At 67.5% G+C, this 26,161-nt stretch carries 25 protein-coding genes; 13 read left to right on the top strand and 12 right to left on the bottom strand.

Going from position 1 to position 26,161, the window contains the following annotated elements:
- Positions 1-4 precede the first annotated feature (4 nt).
- The 4 genes from QRN67_RS22290 to QRN67_RS22275 are packed head-to-tail and all read right to left on the bottom strand — an operon-like array spanning position 5 to position 1,055.
- Positions 5-223 (bottom strand): hypothetical protein, encoded by a 219-nt coding sequence (locus QRN67_RS22290; RefSeq protein ID WP_285413650.1) that lies wholly within the window; start codon positions 221-223, stop codon positions 5-7.
- On the bottom strand, positions 210-557 hold the full coding sequence (locus tag QRN67_RS22285) for a hypothetical protein (protein ID WP_285413649.1): 348 nt from the start codon (positions 555-557) through the stop codon (positions 210-212). Before QRN67_RS22285 ends, QRN67_RS22290 begins: the two co-directional genes overlap by 14 nt.
- Positions 548-799, bottom strand: coding sequence for a hypothetical protein (locus QRN67_RS22280; RefSeq protein WP_285413648.1), 252 nt, complete (start codon positions 797-799; stop codon positions 548-550). Before QRN67_RS22280 ends, QRN67_RS22285 begins: the two co-directional genes overlap by 10 nt.
- Positions 800-809: 10 nt before the next feature.
- Entirely contained in the window at positions 810-1,055 is a 246-nt protein-coding gene (locus tag QRN67_RS22275) for a hypothetical protein (protein WP_285413646.1), read from the bottom strand.
- Positions 1,056-1,185: 130 nt separating this feature from the next.
- On the opposite strand from QRN67_RS22275, the gene QRN67_RS22270 reads away from it, so the two are divergent.
- From QRN67_RS22270 to QRN67_RS22260, 3 genes are all read left to right on the top strand, one after another.
- Positions 1,186-1,374: a hypothetical protein gene (locus QRN67_RS22270; RefSeq protein WP_081271666.1), complete on the top strand. Its 189-nt coding sequence runs from the start codon at positions 1,186-1,188 to the stop codon at positions 1,372-1,374.
- A gap of 41 nt (positions 1,375-1,415) precedes the next feature.
- The gene (locus tag QRN67_RS22265; RefSeq protein ID WP_285413645.1) at positions 1,416-2,135 is read left to right on the top strand and encodes an SOS response-associated peptidase; all 720 of its coding nucleotides are present in this window, start codon (positions 1,416-1,418) and stop codon (positions 2,133-2,135) included.
- Positions 2,136-2,274: 139 nt separating this feature from the next.
- Complete coding sequence (locus QRN67_RS22260) at positions 2,275-2,757, top strand: low molecular weight protein-tyrosine-phosphatase (protein WP_285413644.1); 483 nt, start codon at positions 2,275-2,277, stop codon at positions 2,755-2,757.
- 28 nt (positions 2,758-2,785) lie between these two features.
- On the opposite strand, the gene QRN67_RS22255 is transcribed toward QRN67_RS22260, so the two are convergent.
- The 8 genes from QRN67_RS22255 to QRN67_RS22220 all read right to left on the bottom strand — a co-directional run bounded on the left by QRN67_RS22255 (position 2,786) and on the right by QRN67_RS22220 (position 12,420).
- The gene (locus QRN67_RS22255; RefSeq protein WP_285413643.1) at positions 2,786-3,484 is read right to left on the bottom strand and encodes a hypothetical protein; all 699 of its coding nucleotides are present in this window, start codon (positions 3,482-3,484) and stop codon (positions 2,786-2,788) included.
- Between the two features lie 552 nt (positions 3,485-4,036).
- The gene (locus QRN67_RS22250; RefSeq protein WP_285413642.1) at positions 4,037-4,465 is read right to left on the bottom strand and encodes an acyl-CoA thioesterase; all 429 of its coding nucleotides are present in this window, start codon (positions 4,463-4,465) and stop codon (positions 4,037-4,039) included.
- Entirely contained in the window at positions 4,465-5,766 is a 1,302-nt protein-coding gene (locus QRN67_RS22245) for a TRAP transporter large permease (RefSeq protein ID WP_285413641.1), read from the bottom strand. Before QRN67_RS22245 ends, QRN67_RS22250 begins: the two co-directional genes overlap by 1 nt.
- Complete coding sequence (locus tag QRN67_RS22240) at positions 5,763-6,287, bottom strand: TRAP transporter small permease (RefSeq protein WP_234383038.1); 525 nt, start codon at positions 6,285-6,287, stop codon at positions 5,763-5,765. The genes QRN67_RS22245 and QRN67_RS22240 overlap by 4 nt, the downstream gene beginning before the upstream one ends.
- Before the next feature lie 3 nt (positions 6,288-6,290).
- Positions 6,291-7,340, bottom strand: a complete 1,050-nt coding sequence (locus QRN67_RS22235) for a TRAP transporter substrate-binding protein (protein WP_285413640.1) — start codon at positions 7,338-7,340, stop codon at positions 6,291-6,293.
- Between the two features lie 37 nt (positions 7,341-7,377).
- Complete coding sequence (locus QRN67_RS22230) at positions 7,378-8,619, bottom strand: alpha-hydroxy acid oxidase (RefSeq protein ID WP_081269352.1); 1,242 nt, start codon at positions 8,617-8,619, stop codon at positions 7,378-7,380.
- Positions 8,620-8,632: 13 nt separating this feature from the next.
- A complete protein-coding gene (locus QRN67_RS22225; RefSeq protein WP_285413639.1) occupies positions 8,633-10,249 on the bottom strand; it encodes an indolepyruvate oxidoreductase subunit beta family protein in 1,617 nt (538 codons plus the stop codon).
- Positions 10,250-10,260: 11 nt separating this feature from the next.
- Complete coding sequence (locus tag QRN67_RS22220; protein ID WP_285413638.1) at positions 10,261-12,420, bottom strand: thiamine pyrophosphate-dependent enzyme; 2,160 nt, start codon at positions 12,418-12,420, stop codon at positions 10,261-10,263.
- 77 nt (positions 12,421-12,497) lie between these two features.
- On the opposite strand from QRN67_RS22220, the gene QRN67_RS22215 reads away from it, so the two are divergent.
- The 10 genes from QRN67_RS22215 (at position 12,498) to QRN67_RS22170 (ending at position 26,120) form a co-directional block, all read left to right on the top strand.
- Positions 12,498-13,412: a LysR family transcriptional regulator gene (locus tag QRN67_RS22215; RefSeq protein WP_285413637.1), complete on the top strand. Its 915-nt coding sequence runs from the start codon at positions 12,498-12,500 to the stop codon at positions 13,410-13,412.
- A gap of 79 nt (positions 13,413-13,491) precedes the next feature.
- Positions 13,492-14,745, top strand: coding sequence for an NRAMP family divalent metal transporter (locus tag QRN67_RS22210; RefSeq protein WP_081268965.1), 1,254 nt, complete (start codon positions 13,492-13,494; stop codon positions 14,743-14,745).
- A gap of 22 nt (positions 14,746-14,767) precedes the next feature.
- Entirely contained in the window at positions 14,768-15,547 is a 780-nt protein-coding gene (locus tag QRN67_RS22205) for a sulfite exporter TauE/SafE family protein (RefSeq protein WP_081268964.1), read from the top strand.
- A 174-nt stretch (positions 15,548-15,721) separates the two neighbouring features.
- On the top strand, positions 15,722-17,344 hold the full coding sequence (gene xdhA, locus QRN67_RS22200; protein ID WP_285413636.1) for a xanthine dehydrogenase small subunit: 1,623 nt from the start codon (positions 15,722-15,724) through the stop codon (positions 17,342-17,344).
- 2 nt (positions 17,345-17,346) lie between these two features.
- The gene (gene xdhB / locus QRN67_RS22195; protein ID WP_285413635.1) at positions 17,347-19,797 is read left to right on the top strand and encodes a xanthine dehydrogenase molybdopterin binding subunit; all 2,451 of its coding nucleotides are present in this window, start codon (positions 17,347-17,349) and stop codon (positions 19,795-19,797) included.
- Positions 19,798-19,959: 162 nt separating this feature from the next.
- The gene (locus tag QRN67_RS22190) at positions 19,960-20,940 is read left to right on the top strand and encodes a LysR family transcriptional regulator (protein WP_081268961.1); all 981 of its coding nucleotides are present in this window, start codon (positions 19,960-19,962) and stop codon (positions 20,938-20,940) included.
- Positions 20,941-21,015: 75 nt separating this feature from the next.
- The gene (locus QRN67_RS22185) at positions 21,016-22,416 is read left to right on the top strand and encodes an NCS2 family permease (protein ID WP_285413634.1); all 1,401 of its coding nucleotides are present in this window, start codon (positions 21,016-21,018) and stop codon (positions 22,414-22,416) included.
- Between the two features lie 114 nt (positions 22,417-22,530).
- Positions 22,531-24,057 (top strand): ABC transporter ATP-binding protein, encoded by a 1,527-nt coding sequence (locus tag QRN67_RS22180; RefSeq protein WP_106938127.1) that lies wholly within the window; start codon positions 22,531-22,533, stop codon positions 24,055-24,057.
- A complete protein-coding gene (locus QRN67_RS22175) occupies positions 24,050-25,198 on the top strand; it encodes an ABC transporter permease (RefSeq protein ID WP_106938128.1) in 1,149 nt (382 codons plus the stop codon). Before QRN67_RS22180 ends, QRN67_RS22175 begins: the two co-directional genes overlap by 8 nt.
- 1 nt (position 25,199) lies before the next feature.
- The gene (locus tag QRN67_RS22170) at positions 25,200-26,120 is read left to right on the top strand and encodes an ABC transporter permease (protein ID WP_081268957.1); all 921 of its coding nucleotides are present in this window, start codon (positions 25,200-25,202) and stop codon (positions 26,118-26,120) included.
- Positions 26,121-26,161: the final 41 nt, after the last annotated feature.

The raw sequence follows: 26,161 nt of genomic DNA, 5'->3' as shown, positions 1-26,161 counted from the left end.
CAGCTCATTGTGAGCGCCTGATCTCTACCGGCCCGATTCCGCTGTAGACCGTGGCGCCATCCTTCAGCGAAGTGACCGTCCAGCGCTCGGCACCGTGGCCGGGCGTGACCTTGTAGTCGCCCGGCGCCATCGGCAGTTCGAGTTCCTCGCGCACCTTGTCGCTGTACCAGGCTGGCGTGTAGAGGATGGTGGTTTCGGGGGGGAAGATGTCAGCTTGGCTCATGATCGAATCCAGCAGCCTTTTCGAGAAGGCTCAGTGACAGTTCATTGGGGAGGTTGTTGCATTCGCAGTACCAGACCTGGTAGCACCAACGGCCGGCCACATGCTCGGCGCCAGCAAAGCTGATCGTGTCGTTGAAGCACGCGACGATCTCGGGGCGCCACAGGATGCCGCGCTCTCCATTTGCGTAACCCGGAACGGATTCCCAAAGTCCCAGCTGCAACCGGCCTTCCAAGGTTCGAAGCAACAGCATTCCGCAGACCCATTCCTGATCCACAAACTCGCGCTTGCTTAGCTTGGTGCCGCCTCGGTAGCGGCGGCGCATCTTCACTCGCATACGCTATCCCTGCCGGGTTGGTCGTCGCGGGCGAGATCTGGCACCTGATGCATCACGGCGCGGATGTGGTCGCCCCCGTTGTGATCCCAGTCTCCGTACAGGTCGCCGATGCGCGCACAGCGGCCGGCCACGTGGTCAGCGAAGTCGCGCAGGGTAGGGCGCATCGGCTCGTCGGGGCCGAGCTCACCTGTCTGACGAGCCATGGCGACCAGCTCGTCTTCAATCGTTGCGCCAGGCGCCATCTTCGTGTCTCTATCCCGGGGGCACCTCGGCGCCCGGCACCATCCACGCTGGCGTGTTGACTCCCAGGATGTACTGGGTGCGCTTGTCGCCGAACATGCGCTTGACGACTTCGGCGGGCTCCTCCGTTGAGTGCTTTTCATACTGCTCGTATGCGTCTTCGATGTGGTCGTCGAAGGCCGCGCGTGGCTCGATCTCGAGCACTGCGTAAACGAACTTTTCGACCCACTCTTGTCGGGCTGTCTTCATCTTGCTCATGGCCATCTCCTAGACGGTTGAAGATCGCGCGCTTCGCGCGCACCGGTGCATCGAAACCCGCTAGGCGGATCGGACTGCTGATCCTGTTAACTACTGGTTAAATATACAGTGATTGCGGTAGACTGCAAGCATGGAAAACATGCCGGCGAACCTCTGGATTGCCGCCTGCGCGCACCGGTTGCAGCAGCAGTGGCACACCGTCGACCCTCTGGATCTGGAGGATGTGGCGCACGACTTGTGGCGCGACGAGCGCCTGCGAGCGATGCCGCCCGACGAGGCCGCCGTCGACTGGCTCAAGCCGATCAACGAAGTGGGGTAACTGCCGAGGCAGCTACCGCCACGCCGCGAGAGGATGAACGTATGTGCACCCGCTACATCTCCCCCGAGGACCGAGAGATCGAGGCCGCCTGGCACGTGGGAGCCCGGACGCCGGAGCGCTGGGCGCGAGATATGCACCCGCTGTATCTCAGTCCGTTTATGCGCCGCGCGCGGGAAAGTGCCGACTATGAGCGCGAGCTGGTGACAGGCCAGTGGGGGTTGATTCCCGTTTTTTCACCGAGCCATATACCTCAGACCAAGCCACGCAAAGGCGAAACGAAGGGGAAGCGCTTGTCGACGGTCAATGCTCGGGTGAACGGCATCGAGCAGAAGCCGACCTACCGTAACGCTTGGACGAAAGGGCAACGCTGCATCATCCCGGCAAGGAGCTTCATCGAGCCCTGTTGGGAGACCGGCGAGCATGTGCCGTGGAACTTCCGTCGAGCGGATGGGCAACTCTGGGGTTTGGCCGGGCTGTGGGATACCTGGACCGACTTCGAGACTGGAGAGGTCTGGGACAGCTACACCATGCTGACGTTGAACGCGAACCTACATCCGCTCATGTCGCGCATGCACAAGCTCGAGTTCGATTCGAAAACCAAGATGCCGCTGCCGATCCAGGACAAGCGGTCGCTGGTCCCATTGGAGGCGCATGACTTTGATCGTTGGCTGACCTGCACCGTCGAAGAGGCTCGAGCCATGCTCGAGTTGCCGTCGGTTGCCCTGTTTGATGCGGCACCGTTGGCTGTTCAGCAGCCCTAGCCAAGGGCGTGCACTCAGCAGTTTGGTGCGGTAGGAATGAATGCGTAAGTCATTGATTTCATTGGGACTAGATTGCCGGTATTTGCCCCATCCACCAGCCCTCTAAAATTGACATAAGTGTTTGTTTTATAAGGAAAAAATGTCAATTTTGTTTGTGTGCACCGGCAATATCTGCCGCTCCCCCACGGCTCACGTGCTCCTCATGCACAAGGCCCGCGCGGCCGGCTTCGAGATCGAGGTCGACAGCGCCGCCATCTCCGACGAGGAGCGTGGCAACCCGCCCGACCCGCGCTCGGTGGCCGAGGCCAGGCGCCGCGGCATCGAGATGCATGCGCACCGCGCGCGTCAGGTGCGCAAGGCCGACTTCGAGCGCTTCGACCTGATCATTGGCATGACGGCCCAGCATTGCGCCGCGCTGCGCAGGCTCGCGCCTGCGGGCACGGAGGGCAAGATCCATCTGTTCACGGAGTTCGCTGACGGCGTCGATGGCGACGTGCCCGACCCCTGGTACGGCGGGCAGAAAGACTTCGTCGAAGTCTTCGACCTGATCGACCATGGCGTCGATGGCCTGCTCGCAAAGCTGCGGGCCGAAGTGCCAGCTCGCTCACCTGCCGTCGGCTAGGAAACGTCTCCGAGACCCAGCAACGCGCTCATGCAAACAACCTCGCTAGTCCATAAGCGTCGTATTCCTCCTCGGCATATTCCATCTCTTGGTGGCCTCCAGTATTGATGGTGAAGATGATCTTGGAATGTGGCGCCTTATGGACCCATACGCCAGTCATGGGATCCCTGGTCTCCTTGCGGCCTGCTGCATTGATCGTGAAAGTGAAAGTGCGGGCGTGGACCCTGCATCGCAATCCGCGCTTTTGGAAAAGCGCTCGTTGAAAGCGCTGTGCATAGGAACCCGCCCCGACAGCTGCGGCGGTGTTTGCATGCACCGCAGTGTCGGCAACATTCGGCCCGCGGGCGAGGCTACAGCCCGTCATGTCGATTGTTATATCTTTGTTCAAACCCATGTCGATAAGAAAATCGGCGAAGCATTCAGGGCCCATGGTTCCATAGGACTTCAATCCCCCGTGCCCTCGAGTGATGAGCTTTCCAGCTTCGTCCGCCATCAGTATTGGTATGTACAGCTTGAGCCAATACAAATCGTCTCTTTTACCGATCATGGGCTTATAGAGGTCATAGCGATGGCTTAGCATGAGCTCGAGAAATCCCCCGGTAATGTTGACACGGCATTCATAGTTGACATGCGTTACCGCACGATGCTTGACCATCAGGCGAACTTGGTTGTCCCAAATCGCTGTGTCATGTTGTTCAATGAGAACCAGGTAAAGACGCGTTGACATGAATTACCTCTCAAAGGACAAAGGTCCTGCTTCAGATCGCTGGATTGCTCTGTATTTTTTGGAGCTTACGTATGGCCGAGCGCTGGTAAATAACCGAAAACAAGTAGACCCAACGCGCAAGTACAAGTTTTCGCTTTGCCTGAGGAGCCGATCAGTCAGGCTTTGTCCTTGATCATTGGCGTCGTGCTGCCGGTTGCAAGCCGGATGCGCGTGCGCTCGAGCAGGTGGCTTGCGGGCGCATTGCCATCACTGCTTCAAAGGCTGCTGGCGTGACGGTAAACGCTTCCAGCGGCGTGCCCGTCGTAGGGTCCGGCAGGTCACGGATCGCGCCGCACTGGAAGGCGGGCAGGTCGCCCGTGATCGCCACCACGTCGGCATCAGGCCCACTGTGGCCTGAGTACCCTCTTTGTGGTGTGGCGCATCCGCACACCAATGCCGCCGTCGCGGTCGGTAGAGAACGGTTTTGATCGACATGTGTCCTCGCTCCATTGGGGAGCCCCAAAGTTTCACTGGTTTTCGCCAGCTTCCCTCTGCGGCTCTATCAGGCGAGGCCTATTCGCAGAGCACCCGGATCGACGGCGGAATCTGCACCGCCCGGATCCCGCCGCCTTCACGCTTCGCCGCGAAGATCCGTACCTCCTCGCACTCGAGGATCAGGTCGTCGCCGCGCGTGACGCGGTAGGTCTGCACGAAGCTCTTCTCGCGCCACTCGGTGATGCGAACCGCCAGGCTCAGCGTGTCACCATAGCTCGCGGCCTTGACGAAGCGCGTGTGCGTATCGACCAGCGGCGTGCCGATCACGCCCAGCGTCTGCGTGGTTTCTTCCCAGCGCGGCACGCCGCACTCGGCGAAGAAGTGCCGCGAGGCCGCGTCGATCCAGCGGAAGAAGTTGGGAAACCAGACGATGCCGGCGGGGTCGCAGTCGCCGAACTCGACGCGCGCGGTGTAGACGACTTCCTTGAGGTTGTTGCTGTTGCTCATCAGCCCATTCTCGTCGGCAGCCACAAGGCAATGATCGGGAACGCGATCAGGATCACCAGGCGCACGATGTCGGTCACGATGAACGGCAGCACGCCCTTGAAGATGGTGGTGAAGCTCACGTCCTTCACCACGCTCTTGATGACGAACACGTTCATGCCCACCGGTGGATGGATCAGCCCCAGCTCCACCGTCATCACGATGATCACGCCGAACCAGATGGGGTCGAAGCCCAGGTGCACGATCACCGGGTAGATGATGGGCACGGTCAGGATGATCATCGCCATCGCGTCCATCAGGCAGCCGAGCACCAGGTACATCAGCATGATGAGCGCGAGCACGCCGTAGCGGCCGATGCCCAGGCCGGTGAGGAACTCGGTGAGCTTCTGCGGGCTTTGCGTGATGGTGAGGAAGTAGCCGAACAGCAGCGCGCCGATCAGCACAGTGAACACCGCCGCAGCCGTGCGCGTGGCCGACAGCAGCGCCTCGCGGATCTTCGGGCCGTCGAGCTTGCGCCGCACCAGCCCGAGGATGAACGCACCGCTCGCACCCACGCCGCCCGCCTCGGTCGGCGTGAAGAAGCCGCCGTACAGGCCGCCGATCACGAACACGAACAGCACCAGCGGCGCCCACACGTTCTTCAGGTCCTTCACGCGTTCCGACCACGGCTTGACCTCGCCGCCGGGCAGCCAGTCGGGCCGCAGCTTGACGATGATCGCGATGGTCAGCACGTACATCGCCATCGCCAGGATGCCGGGCACGATGCCCGCCATGAACAGCTTGCCGATGTCCTGCTGCGTGAGGATGGCGTACACGGCCAGCACGGTCGATGGCGGCAGGATCGCGCCCAGCGTGCCGCCCGCGGCAATCACGCCGGCGGAGAACGACTGCGGGTAGTTGAAGCGCCGCATCTCCGGATACGCGACCGCGGAGAACGTGGCGGCCGTGGCCACCGACGAGCCGCAGATGGCCGCGAAGCCGCCGCACGCCACCACGGTGGCCACGCCGAGGCCGCCGCGCAGGTGGCCGATCATCGAGTTGGCGGCCTTGAAGAGCTCGCGGCTCACGCCCGACACCGACACCAGCGCGCCCATCAGCATGAACATCGGGATCACGCCGAAGGTGTAGTCGGTCACGGTGCGCATCGAGGTCTGGCCGACCAGCTTCAGCGCCGGCCCGGGGCCCACGAGGTAGCTGTAGCCGGTCACGCCCACCAGGCCCATCGCCATGCCCACCGGCACGCGCAACAACATCAATACGAACAGGGCGACGAAGCCCAGCACTGCCACTGCATCGGGGCTCATTCGTCCGCCTTCTGTTCTGCGTGAACTTCTTCGAGTTGCTCGGGGTGAAAGATCAGCCGGTAGGTGCGGATCGCGATCAGCAGCACCGCGCACACGTCGCCGGCCCAGGCCACGGCATAGAACGGCCAGGTCGGAATGTTCAGGTCATAGGTCTGCACGTTGTCGACGTAGGTGCCGCGCACCTTGTCGAACAGCATGGCGGTCTGCACCGCCACCACGAACAGCAGCACCAGCGTGGCGAACACGTCGATCGCGCGCTTCATGCGCGGGCCCGCCGCCGTCCACACGAGGTCGACCGTGATGTGGCCGCCGCGGTAGCTGGTGGCCGCGATGCCCCAGAAGATCAGGATCCCCAGCAGCATGCGGCCGAAGTCGTAGGCGTCGGGGATCGAGGTGTCGAAGAACTTGCGCAGCACCACGGCCACGAAGATGTTGAGCGCGACGATCCCTACAAAAACGGCGGCGAGCCATTCAATCGTATTGATCGCGCGGTCCATGTAGCTGGCGGACCGGGTAGCCATCGCTCAGAGCGCCGACTTGTACTTGGCGAGGCTGGCCTTCAACGCATCCATGACCGCCTTGGGGTCTTCGCCGACCTTCTTCACGCTCTCGGCCCACTGCGCTTCCGAGGGCGCCGCGGCCTTGCGCCATGCATCGAGCTGCTCCGGCGTGAGCTTGTAGATCTCGTGGCCCGAAAGCGCCGCCATCTTGGCGTGGCCGGCGAACTCGAAGTCGGCCCACGGCCCGGCCACCTTCTGCGCCCATTCGCTGGTGCAGTGGTCGTCGATCACCTTCTTCTGCGCGGTGGACATGGCGTCGTACTTGCCCTTGTTCATGACCCACACGAAGGGCGTGACGTACAGCGGCGCATCCATGTGGTACTTCACCACCTTGTCGATGCCGAACAGGCCGATGGAGCCCCACGGGAAGGTGATGGCGTCGGCCACGCCGCGCTCCAGCATGTCGCGCGACTCGGGCGCCGAGGCCTGCACGTTGGTGCCGCCCAGCGAGGTGATGAGCTGGCCCACGGTGCTGGTGGCCGGGCGCACCTTCAGGCCCTTGACGTCGCCGGGCACGGTGATCTTCTTGCGCGAATGGAAGGTGCCGGGGTCATGCACGAAGGCGAAGCAGTACTTCACGTCCTTCATTTCCTTGGCCGCGTAGTTGCGGTACCAGGCGTCGATGGCGGCCGAGCCTTCCTTGCCGTTGGCGAACAGGAAGGGCAGCGACGCGCCGGCCATCACCGGAAACCGGCCGGGCTGGTAGCCGGGGTTCACGTAGGAGAAGTCGGCGATGCCGTCGCGCGCCATGTCGTAGTGGTCGAAGGCCTTGCCGAGCTGCTCCGACGGAAACAGGATCGCGGTGATGGTGCCGCCGGACTCCTTCTTGATGTCATCGGCCCACGCCTGCAGCGCGGGGTTGAGCGGATGCTGCGCGGGCACCCAGCTCGACAGCTTGAGCTGCACGGGCTTGTCCTGTGCATACGCGGCGGGCGTGCAGAGCGCAAGGGCGGCGGCGATGGCGACGGCGGCCGGGGCCAGTGCCGTGCGGTGGGGGCGGTGGGCGATTGTCATGGTCTCCTTCGTTATGTGTTCGTCTGGGTTGAGCAATCTAGGCAGTCGCGCGCGCGGGGTAAATGGAGGGTTTCCCGTGCGTGTTTTCCTTGGGTCGCGTTGGCACGCCTTCCTGTTCGTCGGGCGAACGCGGCGAAGGCCTGTCCACGTGATGCGGGCCGAGTTCGCGCACCTGCGTGGCGCCCAGCAGGGTCATCGTGCGTTCGGTCTCCTGGATGAGCATCTGCAGCACCGACAGCGCACCGCGCTCGCCGTCGCACGCCAGCCCGTAGACCGGGGCGCGCCCGACCAGGACCCCGCGCGCGCCGAGCGCGAGCGCCTTCACGATGTCGCTTCCGCGCCGGATGCCCCCGTCCATGAGCACGGGGATCCGCCCGTTCACGGCGTCGACCATCGCGGGCAGGGCGGCGATGCTGGCCGGCGCGGCGTCGAGCTGGCGTCCGCCGTGGTTGGAAACCACGATGCCGTCGGCGCCGTGGCGCACGGCACGCCGTGCGTCTTCCGCGCCCAGCAGGCCCTTGACGAGCAATGGGCCGTCCCAGAGCTTGCGCAGCCAGCCCAGGCTTTCCCAGGTGAGCGCGCGGTCCATGGTGCGCGAGAGCAGCGCGGCCTGCGTCTGCGCGGAGACGGGTGCGCCGTCTTCATCGGGCAGCAGGTTCTCGAAGCGCGGCATGCCGTGGCGCGCAAGCCGCAGCAGCCAGGCCGGGTGCCGCGCCATGTCGAACAGTGTGCCGGGCGTGAGCCGCATCGGCACGCGAAAGCCGTGGCGCAGGTCGCGTTCCCGCAGGCCGCTCACCGGCACATCGACCGTGAGCACCAGCGCCTCGAAGCCCGCAGCGCGCGCGCGGCGCACGATGCGTTCGGCAATGGCGCGCTCGCCCATCACGTAGAGCTGCATCCACAGCGTGGCGTCGGGCGCGGCGGTGCGCACGTCCTCGATGCGGGTGTTCGATGCGGTCGAGAGGATGAAGGGCACGCGCGCGGCCTGCGCGGCTCCGGCCAGCAAGGCGTCGGCGCGCGGCCGTACCAGCCCGGCCAGCCCGATGGGCGCGACCGCGAACGGCGCGCGCCAGCGGCGCCCGAACAGTTCGATGCCGGTGTCCACCGTGGTGGTGTCGCGCAGGCATTCCGGAATGAGCGGCAGCGCTTCGATTGCGTCGCGGTTGCGCCGCAGGCAGCGTTCGTCTTCCGCGCCGCCGTCGACATAGTCGAACACCAGGCGCGGCAGCACACGGCGCGCACGGCGCCGGTGGTCGTCCACGTTGAGCAGCAAGGCCATCGGTCGCCTCGCCTCAAGCCTTCGCGGGCGGTGGCCGCTTCATCCAGCGGATGGGCTGCGCCTGCACCGGCCGGGGTGCCGCGCCGTGCGCCGCCAGCGCGGCGTCGAGCGCCTTGCCGCCTTCGTCCGCCAGCGCCGCCTCGCGGGCCGCGGCGATCGCGGCGGCTCGCGCCGTTGCCGGCAGGGCGGTGCGGCCGGCCAGCGCGTCGATGACGTGCAGCAGGTTGTGCTTGCCGCGCTCGTTGGTGCTGCCGTAACCCTTGATGAGCCGCCCGCACAGCGCCAGTTCGTGGCCCAGCGCCCAGGCCTCGCAGGTGCCGGCTTCCACCGCCGCGAGCCAGCGCTCGATCAGCGCCTGTTCCTCGGCGAAGCGGCTGCCCCGGCGGCGCAGCCAGCGCAGCGACGCCAGCAGCCGCAGCGAGGCCATGCCGAACACCGAGTGGCTGCCCACCTTCAGCGGCAGCGCCCACGGCTCCCGGCCGCGCGCTTGGCGGGCCCGGTCCCAGGCCGTGACGCGGCGCGAGAGCGAAGCCGGCAGCAGCGCCGCGAATTCCGCCGCGCCGGGCTTGAAGTGGTCGTAGACCTTCACGATGTCGTCGTCGCCGGCGCGCACCTCCTGCCGCACGCGCTGCGCCCGGCTTGCGCGGCCCTTGAGCGCGGCGACCCGCACGATGTCGTCGAAGGCCATCCACAGCGCGAGCCAGCGCGCCATCTCCCGCGTGATGGCAAAGCCCTGTGCGCCGGCCGGGTCGGCGGTGCGCTCGGCATCGAGCACGCGGCCCAGCCGGTCGGCGTAGAGCGCGGCATACGCCGCGTCCTGGTAGTCGAGCACGCGAGCGTGGCCGAGCGCGAGCATGTCGTGCACCGCGGGTGGAAAGCGCCGGGCGAGTTCGGCCGGCAGGGCGCTGGCCGGGGGCGGTGCGTCGTTCGTGTCGCTGGCCAGCACGCTGCTCACGAACGCGGCCTGCGCGCGCGGTGCGTTCACCGCTTCGAAGGCGGCGGCAAAGCCGCGCAGGCTGGCGGCGGCCATCTTGTTCAGTTTCTCCGGGGCGCTGGTGTCCCCGCCGCGCACCACATGCTCGTAGGCCTCGCGCGGGAACGGGAACAGCCCGCTGCCCGCGATGGCGCCGAGCATCACCGCGCTGACCACGGTGCCGCTATCGCGCGCGATGGCGTTCATGTCGAACACATGGTGCTCGCGGCTGAAGGCCTTGACCACGTCGAGCAGCCGCTGCGCGTCGGCGCGCCCGTCACCCGGCTCCATGCGCTCGGCCGTGGTGAAGATGCGCGCCGAGGAGCTGATGACCAGCGTGCGCAGCGGCGCGCTCATGCCGTTGCCGATCTGGCGCGCGGTTTCCAGCAGCTCCGACGACACGATGGCGTCGAGCGCGCCCGGCACCGGGCTCAGGCTGAACACGGGGCGCTTGCCGGCGAGCCGGGCGAGCGGCACGGGGAACACTTCGATGTAGTAGGTGGTGGCCCCGGTGCGCTGCGCCACGCCGGGGATCGACGTGCTCTGCGCGGCGTAGCCGGCATGGCGCGCGGTATCGACCAGCCATTCGGTGAGCACGCCGCCGCCTTCGCCGCCGAGGGCGCAGACGAGCAGGGTGAGGGGACGGTTCTGTTCCATGTGCTTGTCCCTCATGCCGGCTGCAGCGCGCGCACGACCGCACCGCGCAGGCCGTGCAGCAGCCGTTCATGCCACTTGGGGTTCTGCACCACCTCGGCCCGGTAGAAGCTCGGGCACAGCGTGGCCGCATGCGCGTTGGCGCCGCACAGGCCGCAGCCCACGCAGCCGTCGATCACGGTGGCCACCGGGTCCACCTTCAGCGGATCGGGGTTGTCCTTGAGCGTGAGCGTGGGGCAGCCCGACAGGCGGATGCAGGCGTGGTCGCCGTTGCACACGTCCTCGTCGACGCCGTACTTCACCCGCACCACGCGCTCGCCCTTGCGCAGCAGGCCCGCGATCCAGGGCTTGATGCGCCGCTGGCGCTCGAGCTGGCATTCGCCTTCGGCAATCACCACCTTCAGGCCATTGAAGTCGCTGGTGAGCGCCTCGGTCAGCGTCCTGCGCATGCGCTCCACGTCGTAGGTGGTCACGGTGCGCATCCACTGCACGCCCAGGCCCTTCAGCGTGGCCTCGATGGTCTGGTTCTTGTCGACCAGGCTCTGCTGCTTGTCGACGGCGCGCTCCTTGATTTCGTCGTCGGGCGTCGAGATGATGTCCTGCGTGCCGGTGGCCGAGGTGTAGCCGTTCTTGAAGATCAGCAGCACCGCGTCGTCGCCGTTGAACAGCGCGCTCTGCACGCCGGTGAGCAGCCCGTTGTGCCAGAAGCCGCCGTCGCCCATGATCGACAGGGTGCGCCGGTTCATCATCGGCGCCACGCCCGCGCGGCTCGCCAGGCTCATGCCGTAGCCCAGGATCGAGTGGCCCATCGAGAACGGCTCGAAGGTGCCGAAGGCGTGGCAGCCGATGTCGGCCGCGATGTGCACCGGCCCCGTCTGCTGCTGCGCGAGCTTGAGGGCCGAGAACACCGGCCGCTCCGGGCAGCCGATGCAGAAGCTCGGCGGCCGGTTGGGCAGCGGCGCGCTCAGGCGGCGCGCGACGGCCTCGCGGCGCTCGCGGTTGCCGGCCAGCCAGGCCTGCGCGGAGGACGAGGCCTCGCTCGCCGCGATGTACTTCGCGGCAAAGGCGCCGATGCCGCCCGACAGCACCTCCACGCCGTACTCGCCCGCCGACGGCAGCATGTCCTTGCCGTGCAGCGGCGTCTGGATGTCGCGCCGGCGCAGCAGCGTGGCGATGTCCTGCTCGATGTATTCGGGCTGGCCTTCCTCCACCACCAGCACCGCACGCTTGCCCACGCAGAAGTCGGCCACCTGCTCGGGCACCAGCGGATAGGTCACGTTGAGCACGAGGATCGGGATGTCGGTCTCGCCGAAGGCATCGGCCAGCCCCTGCTGCTGCAGGCTGCGGATCAGCGCGTTGTACAGGCCGCCCTGCACCACGATGCCGAGGTCGGCGTGGCGTTGCCCGGGCATCAGCTCGTTCAGGCCGTGCTCGACGATGTAGCGCCGCGCCGCCGGAATGCGCTCCTCGCCCTTGAGCTTCTCGTGGCGGAAGGTGACGGGCGGATGCGCGAGCTTCATGTAGTTGAAGCCGGCCGGCTCGGTCATCAGCGCGCGGGTGGAGACGGCGGGCGCCACGTTGTCCTTGCACTCGAAGCTGCCGCGCACGTGGCAGGTGCGGATGCGCAGCTCCATCAGGCAGGGCATGTTGGAGCTCTCCGACAGGCGAAAGCCTTCCTCCACCATGCGCACCATCACGCCGAGGTCGGGGCGCGGGTCGAGCAGGCACATGCTCGACTTCAGCGCATAGGCGTGCGTGCGCTCCTGGATCACGCTGGCGCCCTCGCCGTAGTCCTCGCCCACCACGATCAGCACGCCGCCCGTGACGCCCGGCGACGACAGGTTCGACAGCGCATCGGCCGCCACGTTGGTGCCGACGATGGATTTCCAGGTGACCGCGCCGCGCAGCGGGTAGTGGATGGAGGCGCCGAGCATCGCGGCGGCCGAGGCCTCGTTGGAGCAGGCCTCCACGTGCACGCCCAGCTCGTCCATGTAGGCCTTGCCCTGGACCATCACGTCCAGCAGGTGCGACACCGGCGCGCCCTGGTAGCCGCCGACATAGGCCACGCCCGACTGCAGCAGGCCCTTGGTGATCGCGAGGATGCCCTCGCCGTGAAAGGTGTCGCCGGCGCCGAGGCGCAGCATCTCGACTTCCTTGCTGAATGAAACTTCCATCGTGTCTCTTTTTTATGGTGTGCCGCAGTGTGGTCGGGGTGCCGCCATACTTCAATAAAATAAGCCAGCTATCCAATATGAATCCAGTGCATATCGACGCGGTCGACCTGAACCTGCTGCGGCTCTTCGATGCGGTGTACCGGTCCCGCAGCGTGAGCCGCGCGGCCGAGGCCCTGGGCCTGACGCAGCCGGCGGCCAGCCACGGCCTGACCCGGCTGCGGCTGCTGCTGGGCGACGCGCTGTTCACCCGCACTCCAGGCGGCGTGACACCGACGCCGCGTGCCGAGCGGCTCGCGGTGTCGGTGCAGTCCGCGCTGGCCACGCTGCAGCAGGCGCTGGCCGAGCCGGAGCGCTTCGATCCGGCGGCTTCGCGCAAGCTGTTTCGCATCCACATGAGCGACATCGGTGAGGGGCGCTTCCTGCCGGCGCTGATGGCGCGGCTGCGCGAGCTGTCGCCGGGCGTGCGCGTCGAGACCATGCCGCTGGCGGCGGGCGAGATCGCCACCGCGCTCGACAGCGGCAAGGTCGATTTCGCCTTCGGCTTCCTGCCGCGCGTGAAGGACACCCAGCGCGCCCAGCTGCTGCGCGACCGCTACATCGTGCTGCTGCGCCGCGACCATCCTTTCCTGAAGCGCCGGCGCAGCGGGCAGGCGCTGCTCGAGGCCCTGCAGGAGCTCGACTACGTGACGGTGCGCACGCATGCCGACACCCTGCGCATCCTGCAGTTGCTGAACCTGGAGGACCGGGTTCGCCTGACCACCGAGCACTTCATGGTGCTGCCGGCCATCGTGCGCGCCACCGACCTGGCGGTGGTGATGCCGCGCAACATTGCGCGCGGCTTTGCGGAAGAAGGCGGCTACGCCATCGTCGAGCCCTCGTTTCCGCTGCGCGACTTCACGGTGTCGCTGCACTGGAGCAAGCGCTTCGAGGCCGATCCCGGCAACCGCTGGCTGCGCCAGGTCATCGTGGCGCTGTTCTCCGAGCGGTCATGAGCCGCCTTCGCCTCTTTTTGCTCCTTGCCGCCGGACATTCATCCGGTGGTCAGGCTCGCCGTGCCACCATGGGCCTGACATGAAGAAACGCATTCCCTCATTCCTGCGCCACGTCGGCCCCGGCGTCGTCACCGGCGCGGCCGACGACGACCCGTCCGGCATCGCGACCTACACCCAGGCTGGGGCGCAGTTCGGCACCGGGCTGCTGTGGACCGTGTTCCTGTCGCTGCCCTTCATGGTGGCGATCCAGCTCGTGTCGGCGCGCATCGGCCGGGTCACCGGCAAGGGCGTGGCGGCCAACCTGCGCGAGCACATGCCGCGCGGCTTCCTGATCGTGCTGGTGTCGCTGCTGGTGGTGGCCAACACCATCAACATCGCGGCCGACATCGCCGCCATGGGCGAGGCGTTGCAGCTGGTGGTGGGCGGCGGCGCGCACTTCCATTCGCTGGTCTTCGGGGTGGTGACGGTGCTGCTGCAGGTGTTCGTGCCCTACCGCAAGCTGGCCCACATCCTCAAGTGGCTGACGCTCACGCTGTTCGCGTACGTGGCGGCGGTGTTCGTGGTGCAGGTGCACTGGGCGCAGGTGTTGCACGACCTGGTGGTGCCCAAGCTGCAGTGGCGCGGCGATTACTGGATGATGATCGTGGCGCTGCTGGGCACCACCATTTCCCCGTACCTGTTCTTCTGGCAGGCATCGCAGGAGGTCGAGGAACTGCGGCTCAAGGGCGGCCGCAAGGGCACCGACCAGGAAGTGCGGCGCGACCTCAAGCGCGTGCGGCTGGACACCTGGCTGGGCATGACCTTCTCGAACCTCATCGCCTTCTTCGTGATGGTCGTGGGCGCGGCGGTGCTGTATGCGGCCGGCGTGCATGACGTGACCTCCGCCGCGCAGGCCGCCGAGGCGCTGCGCCCGCTGGCCGGCGACTTCGCCTTCTGGCTGTTCGCCGGCGGCATCATCGCCACCGGGCTGCTGGCCGTTCCCGTGCTGGCTTCTTCGGCGGCCTACGCGGTGGCCGAGGCCTTCGGCTGGGAAGAGGGCCTGGAGCGGCACTGGCGCGAAGCCAAGGAGTTCTACGGGATCATCGCGGTGGCCACGCTGGTCGGCACGGCGCTCGATTTCACGCCCATCGACCCCATGAAGGCGCTCTACTGGAGCGCGGTGATCAACGGCGTGGTCGCGGTGCCGATCATGGCGGCGATGATGATCCTCGTGACGCGCGAGAATGTGATGGGTGTGTTCACCTCCGGGCGCCGCATCCGCTGGCTGGGGTGGGGCGGCACCGCCTTGATGGGATTCGCGGCCTTGATGATGGGTTGGGACCTGGTGCGCTGAGACCGAGATCGAGACCGAGTTTGTGCAATTGATTCTTTCCGGGGCCGGCCCCGTGCTGGTCTTCATGGCCTGCGTCGCGCTCGCCACTTACGCGCAGAACCTCACGGGTTTTGCATTCAGCCTGATCCTGCTGGGCCTGGTGTCGGTGTTCCACGTCGCCAGCGTGAGCGACACGGCCAACGCCGCGACGGTGCTGAGCCTCCTGAACGCATGGACCTATTTCCGTGCCCGGCCTGGCGTGGTGCCGTGGCGGCTCATGAAGCCGGCGCTCAACGGCAGCACGGTGGGCGTGATCGTGGGTCTCATGCTGCTGACCTGGCTCAGCGGCGGCGCGGTCAACTGGCTGCGCGGGCTGCTGGGGGTGTCGATCCTGGGCTGCGCCGTGCTGCTGGTGATGCAGGGCCGGCCGCTGCCGGCGGTGTCGGGCCCGCGCAGCTTTGCCGTGATCGGCGGGCTGTCGGGCGTGCTGGGCGGACTGTTCTCCAGCTCCGGGCCGCCCATCGTGTTCCACATGTACCGCCAGCCGCTGGACCGCGAGCTGGTGCGCCGCGCGCTGCTGCTGATGTTCGGGTTCAACTCGCTCGTGCGGCTGGTGATCGTGGTGCCGACGGGGCATTTCTCCTGGTATTCCGCGCTCTTGGCCGGCTGCGCGATGCCGGTGGTCTACGGCGCGACGCGCCTGCACCATCGCCTGCCCAACAAGCTCAAGCCGCGCACGCTCAAGTGGCTGGTCGGCGGCCTGCTCGCGGCGGCGGGCTCGACGCTGATCGCCACCGCCTGGGCGGCCATTGCGCGGGGCTGAGCGCAGCCCGGGCCGTGCTTGGCCCGGGAATTGCAGCTCCCGCGCCAGGGTTTCCCCGTACGTGGCATACCGGCCCCCACATACGCGTTATGGGGCTGCCCGTATGCAAGACCCCCGACAAGCCGCTAACGTCCATGACTGACCCCTGACGGGTCCCCCACGAGCCCCAAAAGCATGAGCACCGACAGCAGCAAGATTCAACCGATCCGCTTCTTCCATCGCGGAAAGATCGTCGACGTCACCGGCGTCCACCCGACCCGTTCCGTGCTCGACTGGCTGCGCGAGGACGCCCGCTGCACCGGCACCAAGGAAGGCTGCAACGAAGGTGACTGCGGTGCCTGCACCGTCGTCATCGGAGAACTGGCCACCGATCCCCAGGCGCCGGGCGCGGTGGACGGCCTGAGCCTGCAGACCGTCAACGCATGCATCCAGTTCCTGCCCACCCTGCACGGCAAGGCCCTGTTCACGGTCCAGGACCTCAAGGCCCAGTGCCAGGCCGCGCCCCACAGGACCGAGAAGGCCAAGGACGGCAAGCACGCGGTGCACACGCTGCACCCGGTGCAGCAGGCCATGGTCGACTGCCACGGCTCCCAGTGCGGCTTCTGCACGCCCGGCTTCGTGATGTCGCTGTGGGCCACCTACGAACACCACCAGGCCGGGGGCACGCAGCCCACCCGCCAGCAGCTGGCCGACGACCTGTCGGGCAACCTGTGCCGCTGCACCGGCTACCGCCCGATCCTGGACGCCGGCCAGCGCATGTTCGACCTGCCTTCGGTGCGCCTGGACACCAGGCCCGTGGTGGCTGCGCTCACCGCCTTGCGCGACGACGGCGCGGCGCTGAGCTACGCCGCCCCGCTCGGCGCGCGCATGGACCACTTCCACGCCCCCAGGACCCTGGCCCAGCTGGCCGCCCTGCGCGAGCAGAAGCCCCGCGCCCAGCTGCTGGCCGGCTCGACCGATGTCGGCTTGTGGGTCAACAAGCAGTTCCGCGACCTCGGCGACATCATCTACGTGGGCGACGTGGCCGAGATGAAGGCCATCGAGGACCGCCCTGACAACGGCGGCGAGCTCTACATCGGCGCCGGCGCCTCGCTGGAGGCGGCCTTCGGCGCGCTGGTCGAGCGCGTGCCCAGCCTGGCCGAGGTGTGGCTGCGCTTCGCCTCGCCGCCCATCCGCCATGCCGGCACCATGGGCGGCAACGTGGCCAACGGCTCGCCCATCGGCGATTCGCCGCCGGTGCTGATGTCGCTTGACGCGCAGATCGAGCTGCGCCGCGGCGACGTGGTGCGCCGCATGCCGCTGCCCGACTTCTATCTGGACTACATGAAGAACCAGCTGCAGCCGGGCGAGTTCGTGCAGGGGCTGGCCGTTCCGCACGCCGCCATGAAGCGCCAGGTGCGCGCCTACAAGATCAGCAAGCGCTTCGACTGCGACATCTCCGCGCTGTGCGCGGGCTTCGCCATCGAACTCGAAGCCGGCGGCGACACGGTGAAGGCCGTGCGCCTGGCCTTCGGCGGCATGGCCGCGACCGTCAAGCGCGCCACGAACGCCGAGGCCGCGCTGCTCGGCAAGCCGTGGACGCAGGCCAGCGTCGCCACCGCCAAGCTCGCGCTCGCGCAGGATTTCAAGCCGCTGTCGGACATGCGCGCCTCGGCCGACTACCGGCTGCAGGTCGCCCAGAACCTCATTCAACGCCTCTGGCTCGAAACCCGCGCCGAAGACGCCCTGTCGCTGGAAGAAACCAGCGTCTGGAGCGTGATGCCCCACGCGACCCCCGCCACCGCCGCAGGAGTCTGACCATGAACAAACCCATCGACGCCCGCCTGCTGCAACCCGCCGAGGCCTTTGCCGACTACCTGACCAACACCGCCGCGCGCATCGACGTGGGCGCCGAAGCGCTGGCGCACGAGCGCGGCATGCGCGTGGGCATCAGCCGCCCGCACGAGTCGGCGCACCTGCACGTGGCCGGCGAGGCCACCTACATCGACGACATTCCCGAGCTCGCCGGCACGCTGCACTGCGCGCTGGGCCTGTCGCCGGCGGCCAACGGCCGCGTCACCGCGCTGTCGCTGGATGCCATCCGCGCCATGCCGGGCGTGGTCGCGGTCATCACGGCCGACAACATTCCGGGCACCAACGACTGCGGCTCGATCATTCACGACGACCCGATCCTGCTGCCCGTGAACGACGGCGGCGAGATCCGCTACCTCGGCCAGCCCGTGTTCGCGGTGATCGCAGAGACCCGCGACGCCGCGCGCCGCGCCGCCGCCAAGGCCAAGGACGCGCTGACTATCGAGGCGCAGCCGCCCGTGCTCACGCCGCAGGCCGCCCACGAGCGTGGCCAGTACGTGGTGCCGCCGATGCACATCGTGCGCAGCGGCGGCGGTGCCAACGAAGGCGACGAGGCCGCCGTGCGCGCCGCCATCGCGAAGGCGCCGCGCCGCCACAAGTCCACGCTCGACGTGGGCGGGCAGGAGCAGTTCTATCTCGAGGGGCAGATCAGCTACGCCATTCCCAAGGAAGGCGGCGCGCTGCACATCCACTGCTCGACGCAGCACCCCAGCGAAATGCAGCACCTGGTGGCGCATGCGCTGCACCTGCAGTCGAACGAAGTGCATGTCGAATGCCGGCGCATGGGCGGCGGCTTCGGCGGCAAGGAATCGCAGTCGGCGCTGTTCGCCTGCGTGGCGGCCATCGCGGCGCGCCAGCTGCAGCGCCCGGTGAAGCTGCGGCTGGACCGCGACGACGACTTCATGGTCACCGGCCGTCGCCACTGCTTCTGGTACGAATACGAGGTGGGCTACGACGACGAGGGCCGCATCCTCGGCGCCGAGATCACGATGGTCTCGCGCGCCGGCCACTCGGCCGACCTGTCGGGCCCCGTGATGACGCGTGCGCTGTGCCACTTCGACAATGCCTACTGGCTGCCCAACGTGGCCATGCACGGCTTCTCGGGCAAGACCAACACGCAGAGCAACACCGCGTTTCGCGGCTTCGGCGGCCCGCAGGGCGCCATTGCCATCGAGAACATCCTGGATTCGGTGGCCCGCGAGCTCCAGCGCGATCCGCTGGACGTGCGGCGCGTCAACTTCTACGGCAAGACGGAGAACAACGTCACCCCGTACCGCCAGACAGTGACCGACAACATCGTCCACGAACTCGTGGCCGAACTCGAAGCCAGCAGCGACTACCGCGCGCGGCGCGAGGACATCGCGGCCTTCAACAAGAAGAGCGTGGTGCTCAAGCGCGGGCTGGCGCTGGCGCCGCTGAAGTTCGGCATCTCGTTCAACGTGAAGCACTTCAACCAGGCCGGCGCGCTGGTGCATGTATACACCGACGGCTCGATCCTCGTGAACCACGGCGGAACCGAGATGGGGCAGGGCCTGAACACCAAGGTGGCGCAGGTGGTGGCGCACGAGCTGGGCGTGAGCTTCGAGCGCGTACGCGTCACCGCGACCGACACCACCAAGGTGGCCAACACCTCGGCCACGGCCGCATCGACCGGTGCCGACCTGAACGGCAAGGCCGCGCAGGACGCGGCGCGCCAGATCCGCGAGCGCCTGGCCGACTGCGCGGCCGAGCGCCACGGCGGCACGGCCGCCGAGGTGCGCTTCGCGAACGACAAGGTCGAGGTCAACGGCAAGACGCTGGCCTTCAGCACCGTGGTGGGCGAGGCCTACCTCGACCGCAAGCAGCTGTGGTCCGACGGCTTCTACGCCACCCCCGGCCTGAGCTGGGACAAGGACAAGATGCAGGGCCGCCCGTTCTACTACTACGCCTACGGCGCGGCGGTGAGCGAGGTGATCGTCGACACGCTCACCGGCGAATGGAAGCTGCTGCGCGCCGACATCCTGCACGACGCGGGCAAGTCGCTGAACCCGGCGGTGGACATCGGCCAGGTCGAGGGCGCCTTCATCCAGGGGATGGGCTGGCTCACCACCGAGGAGCTGGTATGGCATCCGCAAAGCGGCAAGCTCACCACGCACGCGCCCAGTACCTACAAGATCCCGACCGCCAACGACTGCCCGCCCGTGTTCAACGTGCGCCTGTTCGAAGGCCAGAACTTCGAGGACTCGATCCACCGCAGCAAGGCCGTGGGCGAGCCGCCCCTCCTGCTGCCGTTCTCTGTGTTCTTCGCGATCCGCGACGCGGTGTCGGCCGCGGGTGACCACAAGGTCGATCCGCCGCTGAAGGCGCCGGCGACCAGCGAGTCGATTCTTCGCGCCGTCACCGCTGTCCAGTCCGCATAGTCACTCGTAGACTTTGGCGCATGTCCAAAGTCCTCCCCATGCCACACGTCCCGATTCCATTCGCGAAACTCCGCGGAACCGGCTTTGCCGAGCCGCGGGTGTCGCCCCCGGCAGGGGGTGGGCGAAGCGACACGAAGTGCGCGAACACCGGGGGCGAGTGCCATGCGTGACCAGGCGCTTTTCGACAAGATCGATCTGCACCTCATCCGGGTGCTTCACACCGTGCTGACCGACCGCAGCGTCTCGCGCGCCGCCATTCGGCTGGGCATGTACCAGCCGGCCGTCTCGGCCGCGCTCAAGCGCCTGCGCGAGCTGTCGGGCGATCCGCTGCTGGTGCGCTCGGGCTCGGGCATGGTGCCGACCGATGCGGGGCTGCGCATGATCGAGCCCGCGGCCAGCATCCTGCGCGCGGCCGAGATGCTGTTCTCCGACGCGCGCGGCTTCGATCCGCAGTCGGCCGCCACCACCTTCCGCATCGCCGCCAGCGACTACATGGACCCGCTGTTCCTGCCGATGCTGGTGGCGCAGGTCAAGCGCGACGCGCCGCTGTGCCAGATCGAGATCCACGCGCTCACGCCCGACTCGGACTACCACGGCCACCTGGCGCTCGGCCAGGTCGACCTGGTGATCGGCAACTGGCTCAAGCCGCCGGAAGACCTGCACATGGCGCGGCTGTTCGGCGACGAGGTGGTGTCGCTGGTCAACAAGGACCATCCGGCGGTGCGCCGCGGCTGGGACCTGGAGACCTGGCTGGCGGCGGAACACATCGCGCCCACGCCCATGCACCCGGGCGGGCGCGGCATCATCGACCAGATGCTCGACGAGCTGGGCCGGCAGCGCAACATCACGGCGCGCTGCGCGCACTTCGGGCTCATTCCCGACATGGTGGCCTCCAGCCTGCTGGTGCTGACCACCGGGCGACAGTACTGCGAGCGCTTCGCGGCGCGGCTGCCGCTGGCGATCCTCGAATGCCCGGTGGCGCTGCCGCGCCTCATGTACTACCAGCTCTGGCACGAACGCACCCATTCGTCGAGTTCGGCGCGCTGGCTGCGCGAATGCATCAAGGACGTGGCGGCGTCGCTGCGCCCGCCACCCTCCATGGCCGCGCGGCCGCCCGCCGCCCCCGAGACATCCGATCCCTGAGAGATCCCCGTTCGCGCTGGCGTCGTGAGCGGGGCAACGATGAAAACCGCCACTACAACAGCTGGAGACAAGCAAATGAGTTCGTTTGAACAGGCGCCCAAAGGCGCCGAGCCCCGCGCGCCGGGGCATGTCGAGTCCGCGCGTCCGCGCGCGGCTGTGGGCAGCGCAAGCGGCTCGGGCCTGCTTGAACGGGTGTTCAAGCTCAGCGCGCACAACACCACCGTGCGCACCGAGGTCATCGCGGGACTCACCACCTTCCTGACGATGGCCTACATCATCTTCGTGAACCCCTCGATCCTGGGGGACGCGGGCATGCCCAAGGGCGCGGTGTTCGTGGCCACCTGCCTGATCGCGGCGCTGGGCACGCTCATCATGGGCCTGTATGCCAACTACCCGATCGCGATGGCGCCGGGCATGGGGCTGAACGCCTATTTCGCCTACGTGGTGGTGCTGGGCATGGGCTACACGTGGCAGGTTGCGCTGGGCGCGGTGTTCATCTCGGGCTGCCTGTTCCTGATCGTGACGGTCACCGGATTGCGGGAGCTTTTCATACAGGGCATACCGCAGTCCTTGCGAACGGCGATCACCGTGGGCATCGGCATGTTCCTGGCGCTCATCGCGCTCAAGAGCGCCGGCGTGGTCGCGGCGTCGCCGGCCACCTTCGTCACGCTGGGCGACCTGCACTCGGCGCCGGTGATTCTGGCCACGCTGGGCTTTTTGATCATCGTGGCGCTGGACAAGCTCAAGGTGCGCGGCGCGATCCTGATCGGCATCATCACGGTGACGGTGCTGTCGTTCTTCTTCGGCGGCAACAAGTTCCACGGCGTGTTCGACGCGCCGCCGTCGATCGCGCCCACCTTCATGCAGCTGGACATCATGGGCGCGCTCAAGGGCGGCATCCTGAACGTGGTGCTGGTGTTCTTCCTGGTCGAGATGTTCGACGCGACCGGCACGCTGATGGGCGTGGCCAAGCGCGCCGGCCTGCTGGTGCCGGGCAAGATGGAGCGCATGAACAAGGCGCTGCTGGCCGACAGCGGCGCGATCTTCGCGGGCTCGCTGCTCGGCACCTCGAGCACCACGGCCTACGTGGAAAGCGCGGCGGGGGTGCAGGCCGGTGGGCGTACCGGCCTCACGGCCGTGGTGGTGGCGCTGCTGTTCCTCGCCTGCCTGATGATCTCGCCGCTGGCGGGCTCGGTGCCGGCGTATGCCACCGCACCTGCGCTGCTCTTCGTGGGCTGCCTGATGCTGCGCGACCTGGTCGAGCTCGACTGGGAAGACACCACCGAGGTGATCCCGGCCGCTGTCACCGCGCTGACGATGCCCTTCACCTACTCGATCGCCAACGGCCTGGCGTTCGGCTTCATCACCTATGCCGTGCTGAAGCTGTGCACCGGCCGGGCACGGGAAGTGCATGCGATGGTCTGGGTCATCGCCGCCGTGTTCCTGTTCAAGTTCGCCTATATCGGCGGGCATTGACGCCGTGAACTGAGCAAAGCGCCGTCGGGCGCCGATGGTCGCGGGAGCCGCTATTAAACTTATAGCTGCTTCCGCTTTGTTGCTGTTGAACGAGACAAACCCACGAAACCCGGCATGACAACCCCCAGACTCCAGCTCGCGCACATCACCAAGCGGTATCCCGCGGTGGTGGCCAACAGCGACATCACCCTGGCCGTGCAGCCCGGCGAAATCCACGCCGTGCTCGGAGAGAACGGCGCCGGCAAGTCGACCCTGATGAAGATCATCTACGGGTCGGTCAAGCCCGACGAAGGCACCGTCACCTTCGACGGCCAGGCCGTCAACCTGCGCAACCCCCAGCAGGCGAGGGCGCTGGGCATCAGCATGGTGTTCCAGCATTTCAGCCTGTTCGACACGCTCACCGTGGCCGAGAACGTCTGGCTGGGGCTGGACAAGTCGCTGCAGCTGGCCGAAGTGGCGCGCAGCATCACGGCCAAGGCGAGCGAGTACGGTCTGGACATCGACCCCTCGCGCCCGGTGCACACGCTGTCGGTGGGCGAGATGCAGCGGGTGGAGATCATCCGCGCGCTGCTCACCAACCCCAAGCTGCTGATCCTCGACGAGCCGACCTCGGTGCTCACGCCGCAGGCCGTGCTCAAGCTGTTCCAGGTGCTCAAGAAGCTGTCTTCGGAAGGCTGCAGCATTCTCTACATCAGCCACAAGCTGCACGAGATCCGCGAGCTGTGCACCGCCTGCACCGTGCTGCGCGGCGGCAAGGTGACGGGGGTGTGCAACCCGCAGAACGAGAGCAACGAGTCGCTCTCGCGGCTGATGATCGGCAGCGAGCCGCCGCCGTTGAAGCACAGGCCGGTGCACGCGGGCGCCGTGGCGCTGCGCGTCGAGCGGCTGTCGCTGGCGCGCGAGGACCAGTTCGGCGTGGACCTCGACGGCATTTCCTTCGAAGTGCGCGCGGGCGAAGTGGTCGGCATCGCGGGCGTCTCGGGCAACGGGCAAAAGGAACTGCTCTACACCTTGTCGGGCGAGGACGTGCGCGCCGAGGCCGCGATGGTCCGCGTGTTCGACAAGCCGGCGGGCAGGCTGCGACCGCGCGCGCGGCGCGCCCTGGGCCTGCATTTCGTGCCCGAGGAACGGCTGGGCCGCGGCGCGGTGCCCACGCTGGGGCTCGCGCACAACCTCCTGCTCACGCGCAGCAATGCGGTCGGGCGGGGCGGCTGGATCCGCACCGGCGCGCTCGAGCGCCATGCGCGCTCGATCATCGAGCGTTTCAACGTCAAGGCGGGCGGCCCGCATGCGGCGGCGCGCTCGCTGTCGGGCGGCAACCTGCAGAAATTCATCGTCGGCCGCGAGATCGACGCCAATCCCAGGCTCTTCATCGTCTCGCAGCCGACCTGGGGCGTGGACGTGGGCGCCGCCGCGCTGATCCGCGGCGAGATCCTCGCGCTGCGCGATGCCGGCTGCGCCGTGCTGGTGGTCAGCGAGGAGCTCGACGAGCTGTTCGAGATCAGCGACCGGCTGCACGTGATCGCCAAGGGGCGGCTGTCGCCGTCCGTCGACCGCGCGGCGGCCACGCTGCCGCAGATCGGCGAATGGATGAGCGGCCTGTGGCAAGGGCACAAGGACACGGAGGCAGCCCATGCTTAAGCTCGAACCCCGCCCGGAGCTGTCGCGCTTCTGGAGCTATGCCTCGCCGATCCTGGCGCTGCTGATCACCGTGCTGATCGGCGTGGCGCTGTTCGCCGCGCTCGGCAAGGACCCAGTCAAGGGCCTGCTGGTGTTCTTCTACGAGCCCATCAAGAACGGCTACGCCATCGGCGAGCTGATGGTCAAGGCCACGCCGCTGCTCATCATCGCGCTGGGGCTGGCCGTGTGCTTCCGCTCGAACGTGTGGAACATCGGCGCCGAAGGGCAGTTCGTGTTCGGCGCCATCGCGGCGGGCGGCGTCGCGCTGCTGGCCGACAAGACCACCGGGCAATGGATCGTGGTGGCCATCCTGGCCGCGGGCATCCTCGGCGGCATGGTGTGGGCGGGCATCGTCGCGTTGCTGCGCGACAAGTGCAACGCCAACGAGATCCTGGTGAGCCTGATGCTGGTCTACGTGGCCACGCTGCTGCTGGGCTACATGGTCTTCGGCCCGTGGAAAGACCCGAACGGCTACAACTTTCCGCAGACCAAGACCTTCGAGGCGGTCACGCAGATCCCGCGCCTGTTCAAGGGCTCACGGGTGAGCATCGGGCTGGTCATCGCGCTGGTCGGGGCCGGGGCGTTGTGGGTGTTCCTGTTCCGCACGCGCGCGGGCTTTGCGCAGCAGGTCGGCGGGCTGGCGCCGGCGGCCTCGCGCTATGCGGGCTTCTCGGCCCGCCGCGCGGTGTGGATCGCGCTGCTGACCTCGGGCGGCGCGGCCGGCCTGGCCGGCGCGCTCGAAGTGGCCGGCCCGCTCGGGCAGCTCACGCCGTACGTGCCGGCGGGCTACGGCTTCGCTGCCATCATCGTGGCCTTCGTCGGGCGGCTGCATCCGGTGGGCATGATCTTCTCGGCCATCCTCATGAGCATGTTCTACATCGGCGGCGAACTGGCGCAGTCGCGCCTGGGCCTGCCGAAGTCGCTCACCGGCGTGTTCCAGGGCCTGCTGTTGTTCACGCTGCTGGCCTGCGACACGCTCATCGCCTACCGCATCCGCCGCAAGGCGGCCGCCAAGGCCGCCTCCGGCATGACCACCGCCTCGCTGCAGGCCAGCACACCCATCACCGCGCCCGTCGCGCGCCCGAACGAGGGAGCCCTCTGACATGGAAAGCTACGCACTCCTGCTCGGCTCCACTTTGAGCGCGGGCACCGTGCTCGCCATCGCGGCGCTGGGCCTGCTCATCAACGAGAAGGCCGGCATCGTCAACCTCGGTGCCGAGGGCATGATGCTGTGCGCCGCCATCGCGGGCTTCGCGACGGTCGTCACCACGCACAACCCATGGCTCGGCTTCCTGGCCGGCATGGCGGCGGGGGCCCTGCTTGCCGCCTTCTTCGGCGTGCTGGTGATCTGGCTTAACACCAACCAGTACGCGACCGGGCTCGCGCTGAGCCTGTTCGGCGTGGGCTTCTCGGCCTTCGCCGGCATCAACTTCGTGCAGGCCAAGCTGCCGGAAAGCGCGTCCTACGCGATTCCCGTGCTGGGCGACCTTCCCCTCGTCGGCCCGGCGCTGTTTCGCCATCACCCGATGGTGTATGCCGCGATGGCGCTGACCGCGGGGCTGATCTGGTTCCTGTACCGCACGCGCGCCGGCCTGGTGCTGCGCTCGGTCGGCGAATCGCCCGAGTCGGCGCATGCGCTGGGCTACCCGGTGCGGCGCATCCGCTTCCTGGCGGTGATCGCGGGCGGTGCGCTGTGCGGGCTGGCGGGCGCGTACCTCTCGACGGTGTACACGCCGCTGTGGGTCGAGGGCATGGTGGCGGGCCGCGGCTGGATCGCGCTGGCGCTCACCACCTTCGCGACCTGGCGGCCGGTGCGCGTGCTGCTGGGCGCGTACCTGTTCGGCGGAGTCTCGATGCTGGGCTTCCACCTGCAGAGCAGCGGCGTCGACGTGCCCGCGCAGTTCCTCAGCATGCTGCAGTACATCGCGCCGATCGTGGTGCTGGCGCTGATCTCGCGCAACCCCGCGTTCATCCGCGCCAACATGCCGGCGTCCATCGGGAAACCGTTCTACCCCGGCTCATAATCGCGTTTTCGTTTTCCCGCCAACCCGTCCTTTTTGAGGAT

Source organism: Variovorax sp. efr-133-TYG-130 (assembly GCF_030208835.1).
Taxonomy (GTDB): Bacteria; Pseudomonadota; Gammaproteobacteria; order Burkholderiales; family Burkholderiaceae_C; genus Variovorax.
Note: the sequence above shows the minus strand (reverse complement) of the source record. Positions and strands in the feature narration are given on the sequence as shown.